Source organism: Brevibacterium jeotgali (assembly GCF_900169175.1).
Classification (GTDB): domain Bacteria; phylum Actinomycetota; class Actinomycetes; order Actinomycetales; family Brevibacteriaceae; genus Brevibacterium; species Brevibacterium jeotgali.
In genome coordinates, this window is the sequence record NZ_FXZM01000013.1 from 29,384 (window position 1) to 48,447 (window position 19,064).

The following is a 19,064-nucleotide window of genomic DNA, read 5'->3' on the forward strand; positions in this document are numbered from 1 at the left end:
AACGACAGACGCTGGGGCTCCTCGATCAGCTGTCGGTCGGGGACGCGTCCTCATACTGCAGCACGGCGCTGGCCATCATCACGCCGACCATGACGGGGCTGCGCACAGCGAGCGGGACCACTGGTTCATCGCTGACGAACTCGACAAGACCGGCCGTCTCCAGGCGGCGCAGTTCGTGCTGTGCTCTGAGGTGGAATATCTGCGACAGGCCGTCAGTGGGGGCTCGCACGGCGTCAGAGTCCGGCACGACTGCTTCCATGATCCGTGCGATCGTCTGTGCCACGGCAGGACGAATCATCGGCCCCACCGTGGTGAAAAGGGGATTGGTGACGATCTCGGAGACGTAAACAGAGATGAGCTCGTCAGCCGTGTCCAGCGAGAGTGCCGCCGCGGAAGTGAGCGAATCGGCGCGGGGGCCGGGACGAACCCTGGTGGACGTCAGCTCGATCACACCGGCCTCGTGTAGGCCGGTCCACCACGCCATCAGCTCAGGCAGCTCCTTGGCGGACTGCACATACACCCGCTGCCGTTCATACACCGGGCGACCCAGATCTTCAGTCAAAGTATCCCAGTCGGGGTGCACCGGCCGTGTGGCGGCCCCTTCGGCGGAGACGCCGATCATGGCCGCGACCGTTGCAATGTCGCGGCGACGGGGTACACCGGCCTGAGTGATCGCCTGTGAAGTCCCGATCCAGTCGAGCAGCGTCCGGGTGGCGGAGATCAGGCGCAGCTCCGCCACCAGGGGGCGGCGCTGTTCGTCGTCAAGGGCTTCTGCTGTGTGAACCGCGTCAAGCACCGCAGCCGAGGCGGCGCCGTACCCTTCTGCAGATTCGGTGAACACATCATGGGCGTCCTCCCACCCTTCGCGGTCATGGTCGTTGTCCATCCGAAAGTGAACATAGTCATGCAGCACTTCAGACGCCCACTCGGCCTGATGGCGGGGATAGATCTCGTCGATCATGTCCCACAAGGCATCGAACTCGTCGGGTGCATGCGGATCGATGCCCTCGATCGTCGCCTGCTCGACGATCGCTTCCAAGGCGGTGATCTTGGCTTCGGTGGTTCCCGCCGTGGTGTCCGGGTCGTTCTCGAGCCAGGAGCGGAACTCTGTGACGAAGTTCTGCGACGAGACCGCAGCGGCTGCCGCCGGACCGAACGCACTTCCCGGTGCTGCGGGCCTGTGACTCGACTGCGCTGCTCCAGGGAGGTACCGATCCGCCAGCTGCGTGTAGGCAGTCTGCTCGTGCTCAGCGAGTGCGATCACAGAGCCTGCGACCAGAAGTGCGCCGCCATGTGCCAGTGCCAGGCCGCCGTGGTTGCGCATCAGGCTGTCCAGCGATGCATAGGCGCGGCCCTTGCGTGCCAGAGCCAGAAGATCCGGGGCGGCCGAACGACCCCGTCCCAACTCTTGAGGCACGCTCAGTCTCGCCAATTGTGCCCGGGTGGGCTCCTGGGAGTGCCACGAATCCAGCAGATCCATGCTGGTGCCGATCAGCTGTGCGGCGCTGGGTCGGCGGGAGGTTGCATCTGGCGCTATGGTGTCGAGGATCCGCGCGGCACGGGCCGCATTCTTCTGCTCCAGGGCATCGCTGACGTCTCGCAGAGTCGCCAGTGTCCGGGACCGCTGCTCACCCACGGCGGTGAACAGCTCCATGTTGTGCCGCTCAGTGGCGTAGTCCAGGGCCGCGTTGAGCCGGTTGAGGTCGAGCTCAGAATCAGGGTCGTTGAGATCGATACCTTCTTCAGCCAGCAGCGGAGCAAGTTCGTTCAGCATCTCGTCAGCCAGACCGGGCCGATGCACCACGCCGGCCTTCTGCATGGCGGCCTTGACTTCCGGATCCTCGAAGGGTGATTCTGCGTCAGTCACAGACGGAGATTACCAGCGCCGTACTCCATCTTCCGAGAACGAGGCCGAATGTCGGTGCCAGCCAGCGGCCCCATCGCCCGCAGAGTTCCCGGAGAAGCCTGCTCTCGCTGCCGATTCTCCCGCAGTCACGTGTCCGTCCACTTCCCGAACGCCTGTTCCGCCTCGTCTCCGAACGGGACGAAGACGACGGTCTCGACAGTCTCTGCAACCTCGGCGGCGGTGTCCTGCACCGTCTGGACGGCGATGCGAGCGGCGTCGTCCATCGGCCAGCCGTAGATCCCGGCGGAGATCGCGGGGAACGCGACGCTGTGAGCGCCCGCCTCCGCAGCGACCCGCAGGCTCTCGCGGTAGCAGGAGGCGAGGGTCTCCGACCGGTCCTCGGTCTTCGCGTAGACGGGACCCACGGTGTGGATCACCCAGCGGGCGGACAGCTTCCCCGCTGTGGTGGCGACGGCCTGCCCGGCGGAGAGCCCGTCCGGAAGCGTGGTCTCGCGGAGTCTGCGGCACTCCTCGAGGATGGCGGGGCCTCCGGCGCGGTGGATCGCACCGTCCACTCCCCCGCCTCCCCGCAGGCCGGAGTTCGCGGCGTTCACGATCGCGTCGGTTGCTTCCTGCGTGATGTCGCCGGGCCGGATCACGATGTCCATGGCGGCGCTCCTTCGCTGATCGGGCCGTTCTGGTCTGGCTGTGCTGGCCCGGCTGTGCTGGTCTGCGTGTTCTGGCTGACCTGGTCGGTGACCCCACAGTAGTCCGGGTCACCCAGCGCGTGTCTAGGATGGCGGGCATGACGCTTGCGGCCGCCCCCACACGGATCGACGACACGGCGCTCATCTTCGAAGGGGGCGGCATGCGCGCCTCTGTCACCAGCGGCATGGTCGTCACCCTCCTGGAGGCCGGCCTGTCCTTCGACTGGGTGGCCGGGGTCAGCGCGGGGGCGACGAACACCGCGAACTACCTCTCCCGCGATGCCCGCCGTGCTCGTCGCTCGTTCGTCGAGTTCTCCGCTGACGAGCAGTTCGGCGACCTGCGCACCTTCGCCCGCGGCCAGGGCCTCTTCAACGCCGAGTACATCTACCAGGGCTCCGGCGGCCCCGACCAGGCGCTGCCCTATGACTGGGAGTCGTTCCTGTCGAACCCCGGCGACCTGCGCGTCATCGCGTTCGACGCGGAATCCGGTGAGGACGTCGTGTGGTCGAAGTCGGACATGCCGCACATGGACGACCTCATGGTCCGAGTGCGCGCGTCGTCGACGATGCCCATCCTCATGCCGCCCGTCCACCTGGATGGACACGTCTACGTCGACGGCGCGATGGGCGCAGACGGTGGGATCGCGCTGAGCCAGGCGCAGAGTGAGGGGTTCGAGAAATTCGTCGTCGTCCTCACCCAGGAGCGCGGGTATGCGAAGGAGCCGCAGCGCTTCCCCGCGTTCTATCGGAGCTGGTTCCGCCGCTACCCCGCGCTGGCTGACGCCCTGCTGACCCGGTGGAAGCGCTACAACGAGACACGGGAGCGCGTCTTCGAACTGGAGCGCGAGGGGAAGGCGTACGTGTTCGCCCCTGAGCGGATGCCGGTGGACAACGGTACCCGGGACCTCTCGCGACTGGCTGCCGCGCATCGCATGGGGCTGTCCCAGTCGCGGCGTGAGATGCCGGCGATCCGGGAGTTCGTGGGGGCGCGGTGAACAGCATGCGAACTTCTCGTTCCTCACCGCTGAGTGACCGGTGAGCGCTTCGACATCATTCGGTGGAGACCGCCAGTTCGCCATTGACCCAGGTCACAGCGCTCCTTCTAGCGTGGCTGGTGAGGGCACCCGCTCTCATCACCGCTGAAGAAAGGCTCACCATGAAACTGCGCCAGGCGATCAGCACTCCGCTGGCCACGACTGCACTCATCGTCACCGCTGCGGTGGGAGGCTCGGTGTCCGCAGCCGCTGCGGACACCGGCAGCGCCCCCAGCGGCGCATCGGCGTCAGCCGTCCAGCCCGCAGCGTCTGCACAGTTCGACAACACCAGCGACTTCCTCAACCACTACGCGGGGCAGACCCTCGCGAACAGCAACGGCAGCTACCCCGGCCAGTGCGTCAGCGCGATCTCCATCCTCCTCGAAGAGGTCTACGGCGTCGACCACGGCGCCTGGGGCAACGCGATCGATTACCAGGCGGGCGGTTCCGGCGGCCAGCAGATGGCGGCCAACGGCTTCTCCTGGGGCACCGACACGAACTTCAAGAACGGCGACATCGTCGTGTGGGGCAACGGCGCGAACACGTCGGCGTACGGCCACATCGGCATCTACTGGGACGGCCAGATCTGGCACCAGAACTGGAACGGCGACCAGTCGCTCCACGCCATCGACTTCAACAACGACATCGACGCCTACCTCGGCTACTGGCGAGGCTGAGGCACCGGCACGCTCTCGCACAGCCGAGGCCCCACGCTCGTCCGGCGGATCGTGGGGCCTCGGTCTGCGTCGGGCTCGCCGTACTGTGATCAGCCGTTCCGAACCTGGTCCAGTACCGGCATCAAGTAGGTCTTGAACTTCTCCGGGTTCTCCGACATCGGGAAGTGACCCACCTCTTCCATCAGCGTATAGGTCGACCCAGCCACTTCGCGGTGGAGTGCCTGGCACTTCTCGGGGGTGGCCGACCAGTCGTAGGTGCCGCTGAGGACATGCAGCGCTACTTTGCTGGTGTCGATGTTCTTCGCTGTCTCAGTGGTGTCGTAGTCGATGCCGTAGTAGTACAGATCGCCGTGGAACACCGGCGGCGCCCCCTGGCTGTACATCCAGATGGTCTCGTTCTTCCGAGCCTCGGGACTCTGCGGCGCCATCATCGTGTACATCAGGCTCGGTTTCGAATCGTTGCTGAGACGCGGGTGGTTCCACCAGGGCATGATGTCCTGGATGTCGTGACTCTCCAGCGCGCCTTCCAGCGCGATGCACGCGCGGAACTCGTCGGGGTGGTTGAGCGCGAGGTCGGCGGCCAGGTGGCCTCCCATCGAGCAGCCCATGAAGACCGGGTCCTGCAGGTCGAGCGCTTCGACGAACTTCAGCACGAACTCCTTAAAGAAAGCCGCGCGCAGCTTGTACTCGACTTTCCACCACTCGACGCCCTCCGGTGGCAATGACTTGCCGTGATAGGGCAGGTCGTAGACGATGACGCGGTAGTTCTCCGTGACGTCGGGGTCATTGAGGAGGTGGCGGTACTGCCGTCCGTCGCTTCCGGCAGTGTGCTGACAGACAAGGGGAATCCCTGTGCCGTTCTCCTCGAAGTAGACGCGGTACTCCGTCCCGTCCACCTCGATGAAAACGTACTTTCCTGTGATGTCGCTGATCGAGCTCATTGTGATCTCCTCACTCGATGCCGCGCAGCATCTGCTGAAGCCTGCGCAGGGCCATGTGGAATCCGAAGAACTGCTCCAAGTCACCGTCGACCGTGAACCCATGGTGCAGCCAAGCGGAGTAGATGTCCTGGTAGAACGGGGCCGGCTCACGAACAAGCAACCTGTCCCACTCCTCCTTCGACGCCGCGATGGTGAAATCAGCTGCGGTGAAAATCGTGGGATCCACTTCGATTCGATCCACTGCGCCTTCGTGCATCTGGATCACGACGGTGTCGTTACCGCGAACGACTTTGAACCGCCCTTCCCACTTTCGTGCTTTGAGCGTGAACTCCGGATCGGCGTTGAGCCTTTCGAGTGCAGCTTCGGCGGTTCCGCCGAGCTCTTGTAGTGCATTCATCGGTGCCTCCTGTGCCATCGTGAATGTCACCGCGTCGACGTCGGTTGTCGACGGCGGGTGTGTGCCACGCTAGAGAGTTGCCGTCTGTGGAAGTATCCGTTCTCTGCAGAGGTGTATCCGATTCGTGCAATGCCGTCGATCAGGTTCGATTGCTAGCGTCGTTCGCAAAGCTCTGCGGACGCTCTGGCGTCCCAAGTTCGCCGATGGGGGTAACATGGAGAAGCTTCGTAACTTCCGAGTCCTCGCGACTGACGATCTCGATGAGGCCCGCGCGGCCGTGTCATCAACGTATCTCGACCACCATCTGACGCAGCTGAGCAGCAGCGGCCTGCACTTCTCTCTGAATGCCTCCGAGTCATACGACGTGACTGTCGGGTACCTGACCTATGCGAGTGAGGTCAATCTGCAGATGCCGCCGAGCGGGGAGTTCTATCACGTCAACCTCACCACCGGTGGAAGGACCGACGCATGGCGCGATGACCGGCAGCGGTGGCAGACGTCCGACGGTGATTCCGGAGTCGTCCTGCTGCCCGAACAACTGTCGCGCGTGACCTGGTCACACGATGCCGAGCAAGTGATCTTCCGCTTCTCTCGGCGGCGACTCGAGGGCTACCTCGGTCGGCTCATCGGCAGAGAGGTCACGCAGCCCATCCAGTTCGATCTCGGGCTGGGTCTCCGCACACAGGTCGGGGCGGGCCTCTACGCGACAGCCCTACAGATGGTCGACGAGTTCGATCGTCTTCAGTCCGTTCCCGGATTCGCCCAGATGGTCCGCCCCATGGAAGAACTGGTCATGACCCAGCTCATCTACGCTGCTCGGCACGATTACAGCGCAGAACTCAGAGCAGCAGACTCGACAGCCTCGGTTGGACCCCGCGGCCTCGGCAGCAGAGTCGATCGACGACTGCAAACCGTGCAGGAGTTCATCGACGCGAACCTCGGTGACCACATGAGCCTGGAGGGGATCGCCTCGGTCGGCGGAGTCAGCATACGGAGTCTTCACGCACTGTTCCGTTCGGAGCTGGGAACCACACCGCGTCGATACATTCTCGATCGACGCCTCAACGTCGTCCGTAACGAACTCGAGACGTCTTCTAGCGCCGAGACGGTGAGTTCGATCTGCACCCGGTGGGGGTTCACGCACTTGGGACGCTTCGCATCCGCATACAGGAGACGCTTTGGGGAACCACCCAGTTCAACGCTGCGCCGAAACCCTCAGATAGCATAAGAAATCTGTCTCAGGCTCGGCCGCACCGACGCTCGCGAAGCAGGCAGAACAATGGTCTGCGGCGGACGGCGACTTCCTTCTTGCGCTTCGCTTTGCGCTGATTCAGCACTTGCAGCAGCTCATCCGCCTTCTGAAGCAGACGGTACTCACCCTCAAGGGTGTATTCGATCTGACGTCCGTCAGACATCGTAAATGTCTTCACCTTACAGGCGACCGAATCGGGATTGCGCGCTGACTTTCCGTGGTGCGTAGCGGAGGTAGTCATCAATCCATCTCGTTTTCATACGTAAGACAGTACCGAAAGAATTTGAGAGACCGTCTCGACTCACGGCCAGCGCTATCAGACCCACGTGTGGCGCGGAGGCCTTCCCCGGGACGCTACGGGGCCTTCGTCTGCTCCTGAACCGATCCCCGCAACCGACGCGCGAACCAGATCGCGAACAGCGTCGTCGCCGGCATCGTCACCGTGAGGCCCACGATGCCCGCAAGCAGCTGCACGATCGTGTGCGCGACGGTCTCCGACTGCAGCAGCGCCCACACCGGCATCCCGTAGGACTTCGCTGCGACGAACGCCGCGAGGCTCGCACCGACGACGGAGAAGCTCACGGTGTAGATCGCACTCGCCGCATGGTCCTGCCCCACATCCAGCGCCCGCTTCATGAGTGAGGGCTGGCGTTTGCGGAGGCTGCGCCGTGTCGCCGGCTCACCACTCGGGTGAGGGTCGTATGTCGCGTCGCCTCCGCGGCTGTGTCCGTGGTCGTGGCCGCCTTCACCCTGGAATCCCAGGAGTGAGAAGACGACTGACGCCTGAGCCACGGTGATGTCGTTGAGGATGCCGATCAGGGCGATGAGCAGAGCGGCGAGCGCCAGGACGGAGATGTCGATGTCCCCGGTGACGAACACTGCGGCGGACGTCGTCTCCGTGATCCCGGTGAGCCGTGCGACGGAGGAGAAGATCCAGCCGGCGAGCATCGCCGCACCTACACCGGCGACCGTGCCCGCCCACGCCGCCAGAGTCTTCGCCCCGAATCCGTGGGTGAAGTGCAGGACGACGGTGACCACCAGCACTGCGGTCAGAGCGGAGTAGATGAGCGGATTCCCGCCCTCGTGCACACCTGTGACGAGGAACAGCCAGATGAAGAGTGCGGAGACCAGCAGGGACACGAAGGCCCGCAGTCCCTTGCCTCCCACGCTCAGAGCGACGAGCGCCAGGGTGATGGCCGCGAAGATCGCCAGGGAGGTTCCGCGCTCCACCGAATGGAAGGAATGCAGCACTTCACCCTGGACGGGCGTGGCGGTCTGGATGACGACGCGGTCGCCGTCCTCCAGACCTGCGACCCAGCCTTCACGGGTGATGCCGATCTCCTGGGTCGCGCGGTCGTCCAGGTGTGCGGTCGCCTGACCGCAGTGGGAGTCCGCATCGATCCAGTCGGCGGCGCAGTCAGCCAGTTCGACGTCGCTGAGCTCTGCTCGCGAGTAGTCCAGCGTCGTCCCGTTCGGCAGTGCCGCCGGCTGCTGCGACGGCCACAGTGCCAGCACGATCGGCAGTGCGAAGACGAGCACGCAGCCGACGACGATCAGGGAGACGAAGGTCTCCCGTGAGAATCCGGAGAAGCGAAGAGCTGGCAGGCGCATGCCCCCAGTGTTCCCTATGAGCCCGCTTCAGGTGGAGTGTGCACGCAACTGGAGGACGCCCTCGCGCTGCGAGGGCGTCCTCCAGGGGTCAGTCGACTTCAGAATTCCAGGACGATCCGTCCCCGGACGCCGCCTGCTTCGAGCCGGCGGTGAGCCTCCGGCGCCTGATCCATCGGCAGGGCGTCTGCCACGCGCAGGGTGACGACGCCGTCCTCCGCCTGCTGCCGCAGCGTGTCGAGCGCCTCCGGGTTCTTCGCGTACTTGCTCACGACGATCGACCAGAACTTCACCCCACGATCGCGCTCGCCCTTGTCGCCACGGATCGTCACGATCGTCGCGCCGTCCTTCGCAGCGGGCACGATCTCATCCAGCTGCACGGATCCGTCGATCATGCCGTCGACGCCGTCGGGGTACCTCTCCCGCACTGCGGCTGCGAATCCTTCTCCGCGGGGCAGGACGACGTCGGCGCCCAGGGAGGCGACCAGCTCTTGATCCGCTTCCGAGGCATCTGCGATGACCGTGTGGCCGTCCGCCTTCGCCAACTGCACCGAATAACCGCCGAACGCGCCGGCCGCACCCGTAACTGCGATCGTCGACCCTGCGGGCAGGTTGAGCTTGTCGAGTGCCAGGCGGGCGGTGAGTCCGTTCATCGGGAGAGTCGAGGCTTCGATGAGCGAGGCACCGTCGGGGATGCGGGCGACGGACTCCACCGGCACCGCGACCTTCTCTGCGTAGGCGCCGTGGGATCCGTTCGGCACGACGATCGCCATGACCGCATCGGCGATCTCCAGATCCGTATCCGTGTCCGGACCGATCGCTTCGATCATGCCCGCAGCATCCATGCCGACGACGTAGGGCGGCTGCGCACCTGCGGCATCGCGCATGCCGACCCTGCGCATCGTGTCCGTGGGACTCACCGCTGCAGCGCGCACGCGGATGACCACCTCGCCGGGGCCCGGCACCGGATCGGGAAGCTCCATCACTTCGAGGACGTCGGGACCACCGGGCTCTGTGTATGCGATTGCCTTCATGTGTCGCACAACACTCGATCCGAGGCTCTATTCCCGCCGTCCGCCATCCGGACCTGCGTCCTCTCCCGGTCGCACGGACGCCTGCTCCGCGGCCTTCTGCCTCTGCCGGAACCGCTGGGCCTGCCGTCGACCATGCGTGAGCTCGTTGATCGAGTCCGTGTCATCGAAGTTGGAGCCGAGCGCCCCGGCGACGGTACCCATCGAGGCGCTCAGCCACGCGATGTCGACGTAGTTCCACACTGACACCTCGACGCCGATCGTCGTGGCCATGAATCCCGTCTCTATGACGACGAGTGAGCCGACGAGGATACCGACGAAGAGCACAGCGTAGAGCAGTCCCACCGTGACCAGCAGAGTCACCACCGTCGAGGCGTTGTACAGCGCCGTCTCCGCCGGAGAGCCCACCTGACGGGGTCGCTCCCACAGTCGGTTCCCGACCAGAAGCCACAGCACCATCGTCACGATCACCGACACCGTGATGAGTCCCAGTCGCACTGGGGACAGCGCATAGGCCATCTCCCAGATCGATGAGTAGAAGATGCCGAAGGCCCCCGTCGCCGCGGCCGCTGCCAGGACACCCGACATCTTGGTCACCGCCGCGAGGGGCTCGTTGGTCCGCACCATCCCCAGCACCAGGCGCAGACGGCCGGGCCGCCACCAGGGCGAGGCGATGTACACGGACCGGCCCGTCTCCGAATCCTGCTCGTGCACTACGCCGTAATCAATGCGGCGATCCCCGCTGCCCGGCGCCTCCTCCGCGACAAGCGCATCGAGCGAATCGAACATCGCGGCGCGGAGGTTCTTCACCACGTTCGACCATCCGAGAGCAGGCAGGGAGATGATCGCGGCGCCTTCGGCGAAATGCAGGCCGACCATCTTGACCCGCCCGCCAGCGCTGCGTGGGATTTCGGTGACGATGACCATGAAGTCCGCCTCATCGCGCCGCGCCCACTCCCTCACCGTCTCCATGTCCAGTGTGCCGTCGTCGCGCAGGGGGATCCGACGGTTCTTGTGATGCAGGACGAGGTCTGCCTCGGTCTCGTCCTGCTGTCTCGCAGCGAGCACCTTCTCCACCGCCTTCATCGGCAGTCCGGGGTCAGCGAAGATATCGACATGAAATTCGCGGTCCATTCGACTCACGGTACGGGGTTCATCCGACTCCGCACAGGGGACGCACGTGCAGTCTGGGAGGGCTTCGCTTCACAGGTGCAGCCGTTTGCCCAGTTCGTGGCGGACCTCCGTGCCGCGGGCGAACTGCAGGAATGACAGCGCCACCAGGCTCAGCACGCCGCAGACGACCGATGGCAGCGGGTCCTCCACCCACCCGAAGCCCAGGAAGCCGATGGGTGCCAGCCCCAGCAGCACCGCCAGCCCTGTGTAGACGATGTGCTCTCCCACCTCGATGCGCATCACCCGCACCGTGATGATGAGGGCCACGATCGAACAGGCGCAGAGACTGGGCACCGCATACGTGAGCGACCAGCCGTGCCAGCCGGTGAGGTAGTCCCAGTACGTCACCGACAGGCCCACCAGCACGACCAGGTACACGGTGCCCTTCGCGACGTTGCGCCGCTTGCGCACCGCCATGATCACGACCAGCCACATCGCCGCCACTCCCAGCCACAGCGAGCGCAGCACGCCGATGCCGTCGCTGTCGCGGTTGAACAGCAGCTGCGCGGCGAACGACAGGACGACCACCGCGAGCGAACTCAGGAACAGCGTCCGCAGCACCCGCCGGCGGGAGAAGTCCAGGGGGATCACGGGGAACGGCTCGCCGCACCCCTCGCCCTCCAGCCGAGCACGGCACAGAGGACACGCCGTCCACGTGCCCTCGACGTCGACCGCGCACTCCCCACAGCGCTTCATGAGCGGAGCTCCGCGCCGTCAGTGACCTCGGCGACCTCGTCCTCGGTCACACGGGTGGCAGCGACGGACACGTCCACGCCGCCGGCGGCGAGCATCCGTGCGAACTCCCGCACGTGGTCGGTCTCCGTGAACGGCGAGGTGAAGCTGACCGTGAGCATCCCATCGTGCGACATGGAGCAGAACTGCGGGCGGACCGCGGTCACGTGGAACATCATCCGCCGCACGCGCGATTCGGCGGGCTCCGGCAGTGCCACGCGGCCCAGGTTGGACACGGCCACCGTCAGCCCCCGGTTGTTGGCGATGTTGACCAGCCCCAGGATGACGTCCTTGAGGCCCCGGGGCAGGATCCGCAGCAGCGGCATCCGCTCGAACCGGATGAACCTGCGCAGCTTGCGCTCGAGGGCCTCCGGAGTGGCCTCCGGACCGAACTGCTCCTCCAGATTCCGGCAGATGGCGCCGAGGTCGTCGTCCCCCTGTCCGTACGTGTGCTCCACTCGGACGGTGGCGAAGAAGTTCCGCGGCGAGTTCGACGGGAAGAACTGGCGCAGGTTCACGGGGACAGAGGCCGCGATCGTCTGCGACCTGCCGAGTCCGCCGGCGGAGAGCCGGACGGCTTCGAAGAACAGACCGGTGAGGTACATGGTCATCGAGACGCCCTGAGCACGGGCGAGCGCAAGCACCTGCGTCGCCGGCATGCTCAGCTCGACCAGCCGCGGCCGGTTGTCCGGTGTCCTGGTCCCCCGCACGCGGTGCACGCCACGGACAGTCCTGCGACCCACCGCCACCGGGCGGCGACGCGGGCGGGAAGGCGCGGCGGCCTCGGCGGCGGAGCCTTCCGTCGGGGTGTCGGTCGTGGTCGTCTCGTCGGCCGTGGGAGGGCCGGACCCGGCCTCGTCGTGCGCAGGCGCGGTGCCGTCCCCCGTCGGCCTGTCGCTGCGCCGACCCCTGCGGAAGTAGTGGGCGAAGCTGTCGGACGTCAGGCCCAGCGCGTCTGCGGCGGCCTCGCTGGGGTCGGCGTGCAGGTCCGCGGCCTGGTCGGGGGCGTCAGGATGCTCGAGGAGGACGGCCTCGGGATCAGCGTCCTGCGGCTGCGCGGTCGCAGGATCGCGCAGGCGGACATAGGAGTCCAGGAGGTCGGTCAGGAACCACAGGGCGCCGGTGCCGTCGGACAGGGCGTGGAAGACCTCGAGCGATATCCGGCGTTCGTGGTGGACGACGCGGAACAGCAGACTGCGGCGGTCGACCTGGTAGAGGGCCGCGCAGGTGTGTTCGTCCTCCTGGGTGGCGACGGGGCGCAGGTCGCTGTCCTGCAGGTAGTACCAGAAGACTCCCCGGCGCATCACCGCATGGTAGAGCGGATAGCGGTCGTAGACCTCGTCGAGCGCCGCCTGCAGGAGGAGCGGATCCACTTCGTGGTCCATCTCCGCGCTGATGCGGAACACCTTGGGGTCCGCGTCGCTGCGCGCGGCGAGGAAGATGTTCGACGCGTTGTCCAGCCGCACCCAGGCGGGGCGGTTCACGGGATGCCGCCTGAACCGGGGGTGCCGCGGGTGCCGCGGGTGCCGGATGAGTTCGCGCGCACGCCCTCATCGAGGAACGCGTTGATCACCTCGTAGGCCTGGCGGAGCGATCGGGAGAAGCGGGGCAGGGTGATGAAGCCGTGCAGGGCGCCGTCGACACGGTGGATGCGGACGGTGTTGCCCGCTTCCTCGAGCGCACGGCCGTAGGCCTCGCCCTCGTCGCAGAGCAGGTCGAGTTCGGCGGTGATGAGGAGCGTGTCCGGCTGGCCGGAGAAGTCATCGGCCATGAGCGGGGCGACGCGGGGGTCCTTGCGCGCCTGCGGGTCCGGGACGTACATCTCGAGGTAGTCCTGGACCTCGTGGGTCGTGAGGCGATAGTCCTTCCCGTGATCGCGCACGGAGGCGAACGGTGAGGTCCGGGGGTCGTGGTCCCAGTGGGTGACGGGATAGAGGAGGATCTGGCGTCCGGGGGTGGAATGGCCCTCCGCGTGCAGCTGCTGGGAGACGACTGCTGCGAGGTTACCGCCCGCGGAGTCACCCACGAGCACGATGCGGTCCGGGTCCTCGACACCCACGCGGCCCGGTTCGTCCAACAGGAGCCGGGCGATGTGCAGGCAGTCCTCGAGGCCTGCGGGGAACGGGTGCTCCGGTGCCAGGCAGTAGTCGACGGAGACGACGACGCAGCCGGTGAGCTCCGCCATCGTCGCGCACGCCGGCGTGTAGCTCTCGATGTTCCCCGTCACCCAGCCGCCACCGTGGAAGAAGAGGAGGACGTCATCGCGGCTGCGTTCGACCGGGCTGAACACGCGGACCGGGATCGGGTGCTCGCCGTCGTCGACGGTGGTCTGGCGGTAGGGGACGCGGGGTCCTGAGAGTGCGGCCAGCTGTCGCTGCAGACGCCGGACCTTCTCGTAGTCCTCGCGCATGTTGACCCGCGGGGCGGCGAACAGCCCGAGCACCGCTCTGACGAACCGGTTCACGGGCGGCCTGCGGCGATCGGACTGGTCCATGGTGACAGCTTAGGCGCGGGCGGTGGGTTCAGCGCGGTCGTGACGCACGTGGCAATGCACATGGTGACGCACGTGGCGAGGGACTTGGCGACGGGCTTGGCGACGGGCGTGGCGAGGTGTCCCCGAATACACTGCGCTCATGGACAGCCCAGTCGAACCGATCGGACGGATGACGCCCTACGGAGCGGAGCACATCGCGGTGCTCGGGGTGACGGTGGTCCTCGCAGTGGTCCTCGTGATCGCGGCTCGACGCATCCGCGGGACCGTGCACGAAGACCGCCTGCTGCGAGCCGCCGGGTGGATCATGCTGACGGTGACGGTGGTGTGGACCCTGTGGGGCATGATGCCCGGCCAGTGGAACATCGACCAGTCGCTGCCCTTCCAGTTCTCCGACGCGATGCGCTTCCTCACCGCGATCGCACTGCTGACGCGAGCCGGGTGGGCGATTGCGATCTGCTGCTTCTGGGGTCTGACGCTCAACCTGCAGTCCGTCATCACGCCCGATCTGAACTACTTCGACTACCCGGTCGCGGAGTTCGCCGCCTACTGGTTCCTGCACATCGCCGCGCTCATCGTGCCGATCGTCTTCGTGTGGGGACTGGGGTACCGACCCACCTGGCGCGGGTACTGCGTCGCCTATGCGGCTGCGATCGCGTGGGCGCTGGTGGCGATCTGCGCGAATGCGCTCACGGGTGCCAACTACGCGTATCTGAGCCACGCACCGGAGGGTCCGTCGGTGCTCGACGTACTGGGGCCGTGGCCGGTCTACATCCTGTGGGAGCTGGTCATCGTCGCTGTCGTGTGGGCGCTCATGACGTGGCCGTGGGCGATGCGAGGTGCGCGGGAAGCCGGTCTGCTGCCGGACACGCTGCAGCATGCCGTCGAGGTCGACAGGTGGGCGACTGTTCGCAGACTCTCCCCTCCTCGCCCCGTGGACGCCGCGCTCGGATCGAGGGGGTCCTCCGTCCCTCCCCCGCACTCCCCAGGCGCGGTGCGCCCGCAGTGAACCGCATGCAGGACGTCTCCCACCCGGCCGGGTGTGTGGCTGACCGGCAGCGTGCTGGGTGCTGCGTACTGCGGGACGCACCTGCCGGGCGAGGGCCGACGGACGGGCTCACGGTCCGAGGGACGGTCGCACTCGCCCGTCCCTCGGACCGCAGGGGTGTCCGTCGCGGGGGTGGGAGGGGGTCGCTCGACGGGGAGTGTCTGCCCTCGCGCCCTCAGCCGGCCGCGCGGAGTCTCGCGGCCTCCCGGCGGCGCTGCTCCTGCTCGACCGGATCCGGCACCGGCAGGGACGCGATGAGCCTGCGCGTGTAGTCGTGGTCCGGACGCGTGAGCACCTGTTCTCCGGTGCCGTTCTCCAACAGCTCCCCGTGGTAGAGGACGCCGATCCGGTCCGACAGCATGTCGACGACCGCCAGATCGTGGCTGATGAAGACCGTGGCGAAGCCCAGACGATCCTGCAGCTCGCGGAACAGCTCGAGCACCTTCGCCTGCACGGAGACGTCCAGCGCCGACGTCGGCTCATCGGCGACGAGCAGCTCCGGATCCAGCGCGATGCCGCGCGCCAACGACGCACGCTGACGCTGACCGCCGGACAGCTCGTGCGGATACCGCTTCGCGTACTCGGCGGGCAGCTGGACAGCATCCAGCAGTGACAGCACTTCCCCGCGACGATCCGCATCGCTCATCGTCGGACGGTGCACCGCGAACGGCTCCTCGATGCACTGGCCGACGGTCAGCTGCGGGTTGAACGACGCGGCGGGATCCTGGAAGACGAAGCCGATCCGCCTGCGCAGCGGCTTGAACGTCTTCTCCTTCATCCCGACCATCTCGTAGCCCAGGACATTCAGCGACCCGCCCGTGGCGGTGGTGAGCCCGGCGATCGCACGACCGATCGTCGTCTTGCCGGAGCCCGATTCGCCGACCAGCCCGAACACCTCACCCTGGTGCACCGTGAAGTCGACTCCGGCCACCGCGGTGAAGTCCGGCTTGCCGATGCCTCCCGGGTAGACGATCTCCAGCCCGCGAGCCGTGACGACCGGCTCACCGAACGTGCTGCCGGCCTCGCCGGGCGCATCGGCCTCGGCAGGTCCATCGGCCCCGGCGGGCGCATCGGCCGCGGCGGGCGCATAGACCTCGCCGACGGCCGCGGCCCCGGATGCTGCAGCGGAAGTCTTCCCGGGAGCAGTGGTCTCCCCCGCCTCGGCGGTGGTCGCACCGGCGCGAGCGGCAGCCGCCGCACCCGCCCCGCCCGGACCAGAGCGGGAGTCTGCGCCCAGCCGCGGGACGGCCGCGAGCAGCGCCCGCGTGTACTCCTCCTGCGGTGAGGCGAACAGCTCCTTCACCGGTGCGGTCTCGACCAGCTCGCCGCGGAACATCACCGCGACCCGATCAGCGAGGTCCGCGACGACCCCCATGTTGTGGGTGATGAGCACGATCGCCGTGCCGCGCCGGTCACGCAGGTCGCGCAGCAGATCGAGGATCTCGGCCTGGACGGTGACGTCGAGTGCGGTCGTCGGCTCGTCGGCGACGATGACATCGGCACCCAGAGCCAGCGCCATCGCGATGACGATGCGCTGCTTCTGTCCGCCGGAGAACTGGTGCGGGTAGTAGTCGTAGCGGTCGGCGACGTTCGGGATGCCGACGTCCTCCAGCGCGCTGACGACCCGCTGACGGATCTCCTTCTTCCTGAGCTTCGGGTTGTGGGCGCGCAGACCCTCTGCGATCTGCCAGCCGACCGTGAAGACCGGATTGAGCGCGGTCGACGGCTCCTGGAACACCATGGAGACATCCGCGCCGCGCAGCTTCCGCAGCTGGGTCTTCGACGCCGCGAGCACGTTCCTGCCCTGGAGCACGACCGCGCCGTTCGTCGTCGCCGTCTCCGGAATGAGGCCCAGGACGCTGCGTGCAGTGACGGACTTGCCGGAACCGGATTCGCCGACGATCGCGAGCACCTCCCCGGGCGCGACCGCGAGTGACAGGTCCTTGACCGCGTGGACGTCGCCCGCGTCGGTGACGTCGAGGCCGTCGATGCTGAGGACGGGGTCCTGTGTCATGCCGTCTCCTCCACTGCAGACTTCTTCTTCGATCCCGCGCGCCTGCGCAGGCGCAGACGCGGATCGTTGAGGTCGTTCATCGACTCACCCACGAGCGTGATGCCCAGGACGGTGACGACGATCGCGATGCCGGGGAACACGCTGGTCCACCAGATGCCGCTCGTGACGTCGGCCAGCGACTTGTTGAGGTCGTAGCCCCATTCCGCCGCGGACGACGGCTCGATGCCGAAGCCCAGGAAGCCCAGTCCGGCGAGAGTGAGGATCGCCTCGGACGAGTTCAGCGTGAAGATCAGCGGCAGGGTGCGGGTCGCGTTGCGGAACACGTGCTTCGTGATGACGCGCGTGCGGGACGCACCCAGCACGATCGCCGATTCCACGAACGGCTCCGCCTTGAGGCGGACCGTCTCCGCGCGCACCACGCGGAAGTACTGCGGGATGAACACGACGGTGATCGAGAATGCCGCGGCGAGGATGCCGCCCCACGCACTCGACTGGCCGCCGGAGATCACGATCGCCATGACGATCGCCAGCAGCAGCGACGGGAACGCGTAGACCGCGTCCGCGATGACGACGAGGATCCGGTCCAGCCACCCGCCGATGTATCCGGAGACCAGGCCCAGGGCCACACCGAGGAAGATCGACAGCAGCACGGCGACGATGATGACGCTCACCGCGGTCTGGGCACCCCAGATGACACGGGAGAACACGTCGTATCCACCCACCGTCGTCCCCCAGATGTGGGCGGCGCTCGGTGCCTGCTGGGCGCCGAACCGACCGCCCTCCTCGTAGGACATCTGGGCGTAGCCGTAGGGGGCGATGAGCGGCGCGAAGATCGCCGCGATGAGCACCAGCGCGCAGATGACGAGACCTGCGATGAGCATCCCGCGCTGCAGGCCGACGGCCTGGCGCAGGTGGCTGATGATCGGGAGCCGCTGGAACGGGATGCGCTTGAGAATGTCCATCAGTACCTCACTCGCGGGTCGATGAGGGCGGCGATGACGTCGACGAGGAAGTTCGTGAGCGCCACGATGACGGCGAGCATCACGACGATCCCCTGCACGGCGACGAAGTCGCGCTTGAGGAGGTATTGGACCAGTTGGAAGCCCAGGCCCTTCCACTCGAAGGTCGTCTCCGTCAGCACCGCACCGGCGAGCATCATCGCGATCTGCATGCCCATGACCGTGATGACGGGGATGAGCGCAGGACGCCACGCGTGGGTCGTGACGAGTCGGAACTCGCTCACGCCGCGCGACCGGCCGGACTCGACGTACTGCTGCCCGAGCGTGCCGATGAGGTTCGTGCGCACCAGACGGAGGAACACGCCGGCGGTCAGCAGACCCAGCGCGATCGCCGGCAGCACCGCGTGGGACGCGATGTCGCCCAGAGCGTCGAAGTCGCCGATCCGGATGGCGTCGATGAAGTAGATGCGGGTGGGGCCGACGACGCCGGACATGAGCAGTTCGGTGCTGCTGGAGGCACGGCCCGATGCCGGGAACAGCGGGATGAGCACCCCGAACGTCAACTTCAGCAGCAGACCCGCAAAGAACACCGGGGTCGCGTAGCAGAGGATCGCGAACACGCGCAGGGCCGCGTCCGGCCACCGGTCGCGGTGGTAGGCCGCGAGCATGCCCAGGGGGATGCCGACGGCGAAGGCGACGATGAGGGCGAAGAACACCAGTTCGGCGGTCGCCGCACCGTACTGGAGGAAGAGATCCGTCACGGGTCGGTTGTCCGACACCGTCGTGCCGAAGTCGCCGCGCAGCAGATCGCCCATGTACTCGAAGTACTGGACGATGAGCGGCCGATCGTAGCCGGCGGCCTCGATCCTCTCCTGCAGCTGGGCCTTGGTGAGCCTTCCGCCCAATGCCGCGGTGATCGGGTCGCCGGTGATCCGCATGAGGAAGAACACCAGTGTGGTGAGGATCCAGACGGTGGGGATGATGAGGAGGAACCGGATGAGGACGTAGCGCCCCAGTCCGGACCCTGACGGTCGCTGCTTCTTCAGCGGCTTGGCCGGGTCCTCCGCGAGAACAGGGTTCTCAGCGCTTGCAGCCATGGGTACGAAGCCATTCAGTCGCGCCGATGGGGCGGGTGCAGCCGCACCCACCCCATC

The 19,064-nt window shown here is 66.7% G+C and carries 18 protein-coding genes; 4 read left to right on the top strand and 14 right to left on the bottom strand.

Annotation, left to right across the window (positions count from 1 at the left end; genetic code table 11):
• Window positions 1-25: 25 nt before the first annotated feature.
• Window positions 26-1,867, bottom strand: coding sequence for a hypothetical protein (locus BJEO58_RS12455; protein ID WP_101589799.1), 1,842 nt, complete (start codon window positions 1,865-1,867; stop codon window positions 26-28).
• A gap of 125 nt (window positions 1,868-1,992) precedes the next feature.
• Window positions 1,993-2,514: an O-acetyl-ADP-ribose deacetylase gene (locus tag BJEO58_RS12460; RefSeq protein WP_101589800.1), complete on the bottom strand. Its 522-nt coding sequence runs from the start codon at window positions 2,512-2,514 to the stop codon at window positions 1,993-1,995.
• Between the two features lie 137 nt (window positions 2,515-2,651).
• On the opposite strand from BJEO58_RS12460, the gene BJEO58_RS12465 reads away from it, so the two are divergent.
• Together BJEO58_RS12465 and BJEO58_RS12470 are read left to right on the top strand one after the other, a co-directional pair.
• Window positions 2,652-3,548, top strand: coding sequence for a patatin-like phospholipase family protein (locus BJEO58_RS12465; protein WP_101589801.1), 897 nt, complete (start codon window positions 2,652-2,654; stop codon window positions 3,546-3,548).
• A 161-nt stretch (window positions 3,549-3,709) separates the two neighbouring features.
• Entirely contained in the window at window positions 3,710-4,264 is a 555-nt protein-coding gene (locus BJEO58_RS12470; protein ID WP_101589802.1) for a CHAP domain-containing protein, read from the top strand.
• Window positions 4,265-4,353: 89 nt separating this feature from the next.
• Here BJEO58_RS12470 and BJEO58_RS12475 read toward each other — a convergent pair whose 3' ends face one another.
• Together BJEO58_RS12475 and BJEO58_RS12480 are read right to left on the bottom strand one after the other, a co-directional pair.
• Window positions 4,354-5,205: an alpha/beta fold hydrolase gene (locus BJEO58_RS12475; RefSeq protein ID WP_101589803.1), complete on the bottom strand. Its 852-nt coding sequence runs from the start codon at window positions 5,203-5,205 to the stop codon at window positions 4,354-4,356.
• Between the two features lie 10 nt (window positions 5,206-5,215).
• Window positions 5,216-5,620, bottom strand: coding sequence for a hypothetical protein (locus tag BJEO58_RS12480; protein WP_144573869.1), 405 nt, complete (start codon window positions 5,618-5,620; stop codon window positions 5,216-5,218).
• Between the two features lie 196 nt (window positions 5,621-5,816).
• On the opposite strand from BJEO58_RS12480, the gene BJEO58_RS12485 reads away from it, so the two are divergent.
• On the top strand, window positions 5,817-6,830 hold the full coding sequence (locus tag BJEO58_RS12485) for an AraC family transcriptional regulator (RefSeq protein WP_101589805.1): 1,014 nt from the start codon (window positions 5,817-5,819) through the stop codon (window positions 6,828-6,830).
• Between the two features lie 10 nt (window positions 6,831-6,840).
• Here the strand turns inward: BJEO58_RS12485 and BJEO58_RS15020 are convergent, their stop codons facing one another.
• From BJEO58_RS15020 to BJEO58_RS12515, 7 genes are all read right to left on the bottom strand, one after another.
• Window positions 6,841-7,017 carry a hypothetical protein gene (locus tag BJEO58_RS15020; RefSeq protein WP_186438848.1) on the bottom strand — a complete coding sequence of 59 codons (177 nt, stop codon included), beginning with the start codon at window positions 7,015-7,017 and terminating at the stop codon, window positions 6,841-6,843.
• 191 nt (window positions 7,018-7,208) lie between these two features.
• A complete protein-coding gene (locus tag BJEO58_RS12490; RefSeq protein ID WP_101589806.1) occupies window positions 7,209-8,465 on the bottom strand; it encodes a YibE/F family protein in 1,257 nt (418 codons plus the stop codon).
• A gap of 98 nt (window positions 8,466-8,563) precedes the next feature.
• The gene (locus BJEO58_RS12495; RefSeq protein WP_101589807.1) at window positions 8,564-9,496 is read right to left on the bottom strand and encodes an NADP-dependent oxidoreductase; all 933 of its coding nucleotides are present in this window, start codon (window positions 9,494-9,496) and stop codon (window positions 8,564-8,566) included.
• 27 nt (window positions 9,497-9,523) lie between these two features.
• Window positions 9,524-10,627, bottom strand: coding sequence for a hypothetical protein (locus tag BJEO58_RS12500; protein WP_101589808.1), 1,104 nt, complete (start codon window positions 10,625-10,627; stop codon window positions 9,524-9,526).
• Between the two features lie 69 nt (window positions 10,628-10,696).
• Window positions 10,697-11,362, bottom strand: a complete 666-nt coding sequence (locus BJEO58_RS12505; RefSeq protein WP_101589809.1) for a DUF6320 domain-containing protein — start codon at window positions 11,360-11,362, stop codon at window positions 10,697-10,699.
• Window positions 11,359-12,882 (bottom strand): VOC family protein, encoded by a 1,524-nt coding sequence (locus tag BJEO58_RS12510; protein WP_101589810.1) that lies wholly within the window; start codon window positions 12,880-12,882, stop codon window positions 11,359-11,361. The genes BJEO58_RS12505 and BJEO58_RS12510 overlap by 4 nt, the downstream gene beginning before the upstream one ends.
• Window positions 12,879-13,892 carry an alpha/beta hydrolase gene (locus tag BJEO58_RS12515; RefSeq protein WP_101589811.1) on the bottom strand — a complete coding sequence of 338 codons (1,014 nt, stop codon included), beginning with the start codon at window positions 13,890-13,892 and terminating at the stop codon, window positions 12,879-12,881. Before BJEO58_RS12515 ends, BJEO58_RS12510 begins: the two co-directional genes overlap by 4 nt.
• A gap of 139 nt (window positions 13,893-14,031) precedes the next feature.
• Between BJEO58_RS12515 and BJEO58_RS12520 the strand changes: the two genes are divergently transcribed.
• Complete coding sequence (locus BJEO58_RS12520; RefSeq protein ID WP_101589812.1) at window positions 14,032-14,898, top strand: YwaF family protein; 867 nt, start codon at window positions 14,032-14,034, stop codon at window positions 14,896-14,898.
• Between the two features lie 214 nt (window positions 14,899-15,112).
• Here the strand turns inward: BJEO58_RS12520 and BJEO58_RS12525 are convergent, their stop codons facing one another.
• Genes BJEO58_RS12525 through BJEO58_RS12535 form a run of 3 tightly spaced genes read right to left on the bottom strand, consistent with a single transcriptional unit; the run spans window position 15,113 to window position 19,007 of the window.
• Complete coding sequence (locus BJEO58_RS12525) at window positions 15,113-16,951, bottom strand: dipeptide ABC transporter ATP-binding protein (protein WP_101589813.1); 1,839 nt, start codon at window positions 16,949-16,951, stop codon at window positions 15,113-15,115.
• Window positions 16,948-17,913 carry an ABC transporter permease gene (locus tag BJEO58_RS12530; protein ID WP_101589814.1) on the bottom strand — a complete coding sequence of 322 codons (966 nt, stop codon included), beginning with the start codon at window positions 17,911-17,913 and terminating at the stop codon, window positions 16,948-16,950. The genes BJEO58_RS12525 and BJEO58_RS12530 overlap by 4 nt, the downstream gene beginning before the upstream one ends.
• Entirely contained in the window at window positions 17,913-19,007 is a 1,095-nt protein-coding gene (locus BJEO58_RS12535; RefSeq protein ID WP_101589815.1) for an ABC transporter permease, read from the bottom strand. Before BJEO58_RS12535 ends, BJEO58_RS12530 begins: the two co-directional genes overlap by 1 nt.
• Window positions 19,008-19,064 lie beyond the last annotated feature (57 nt).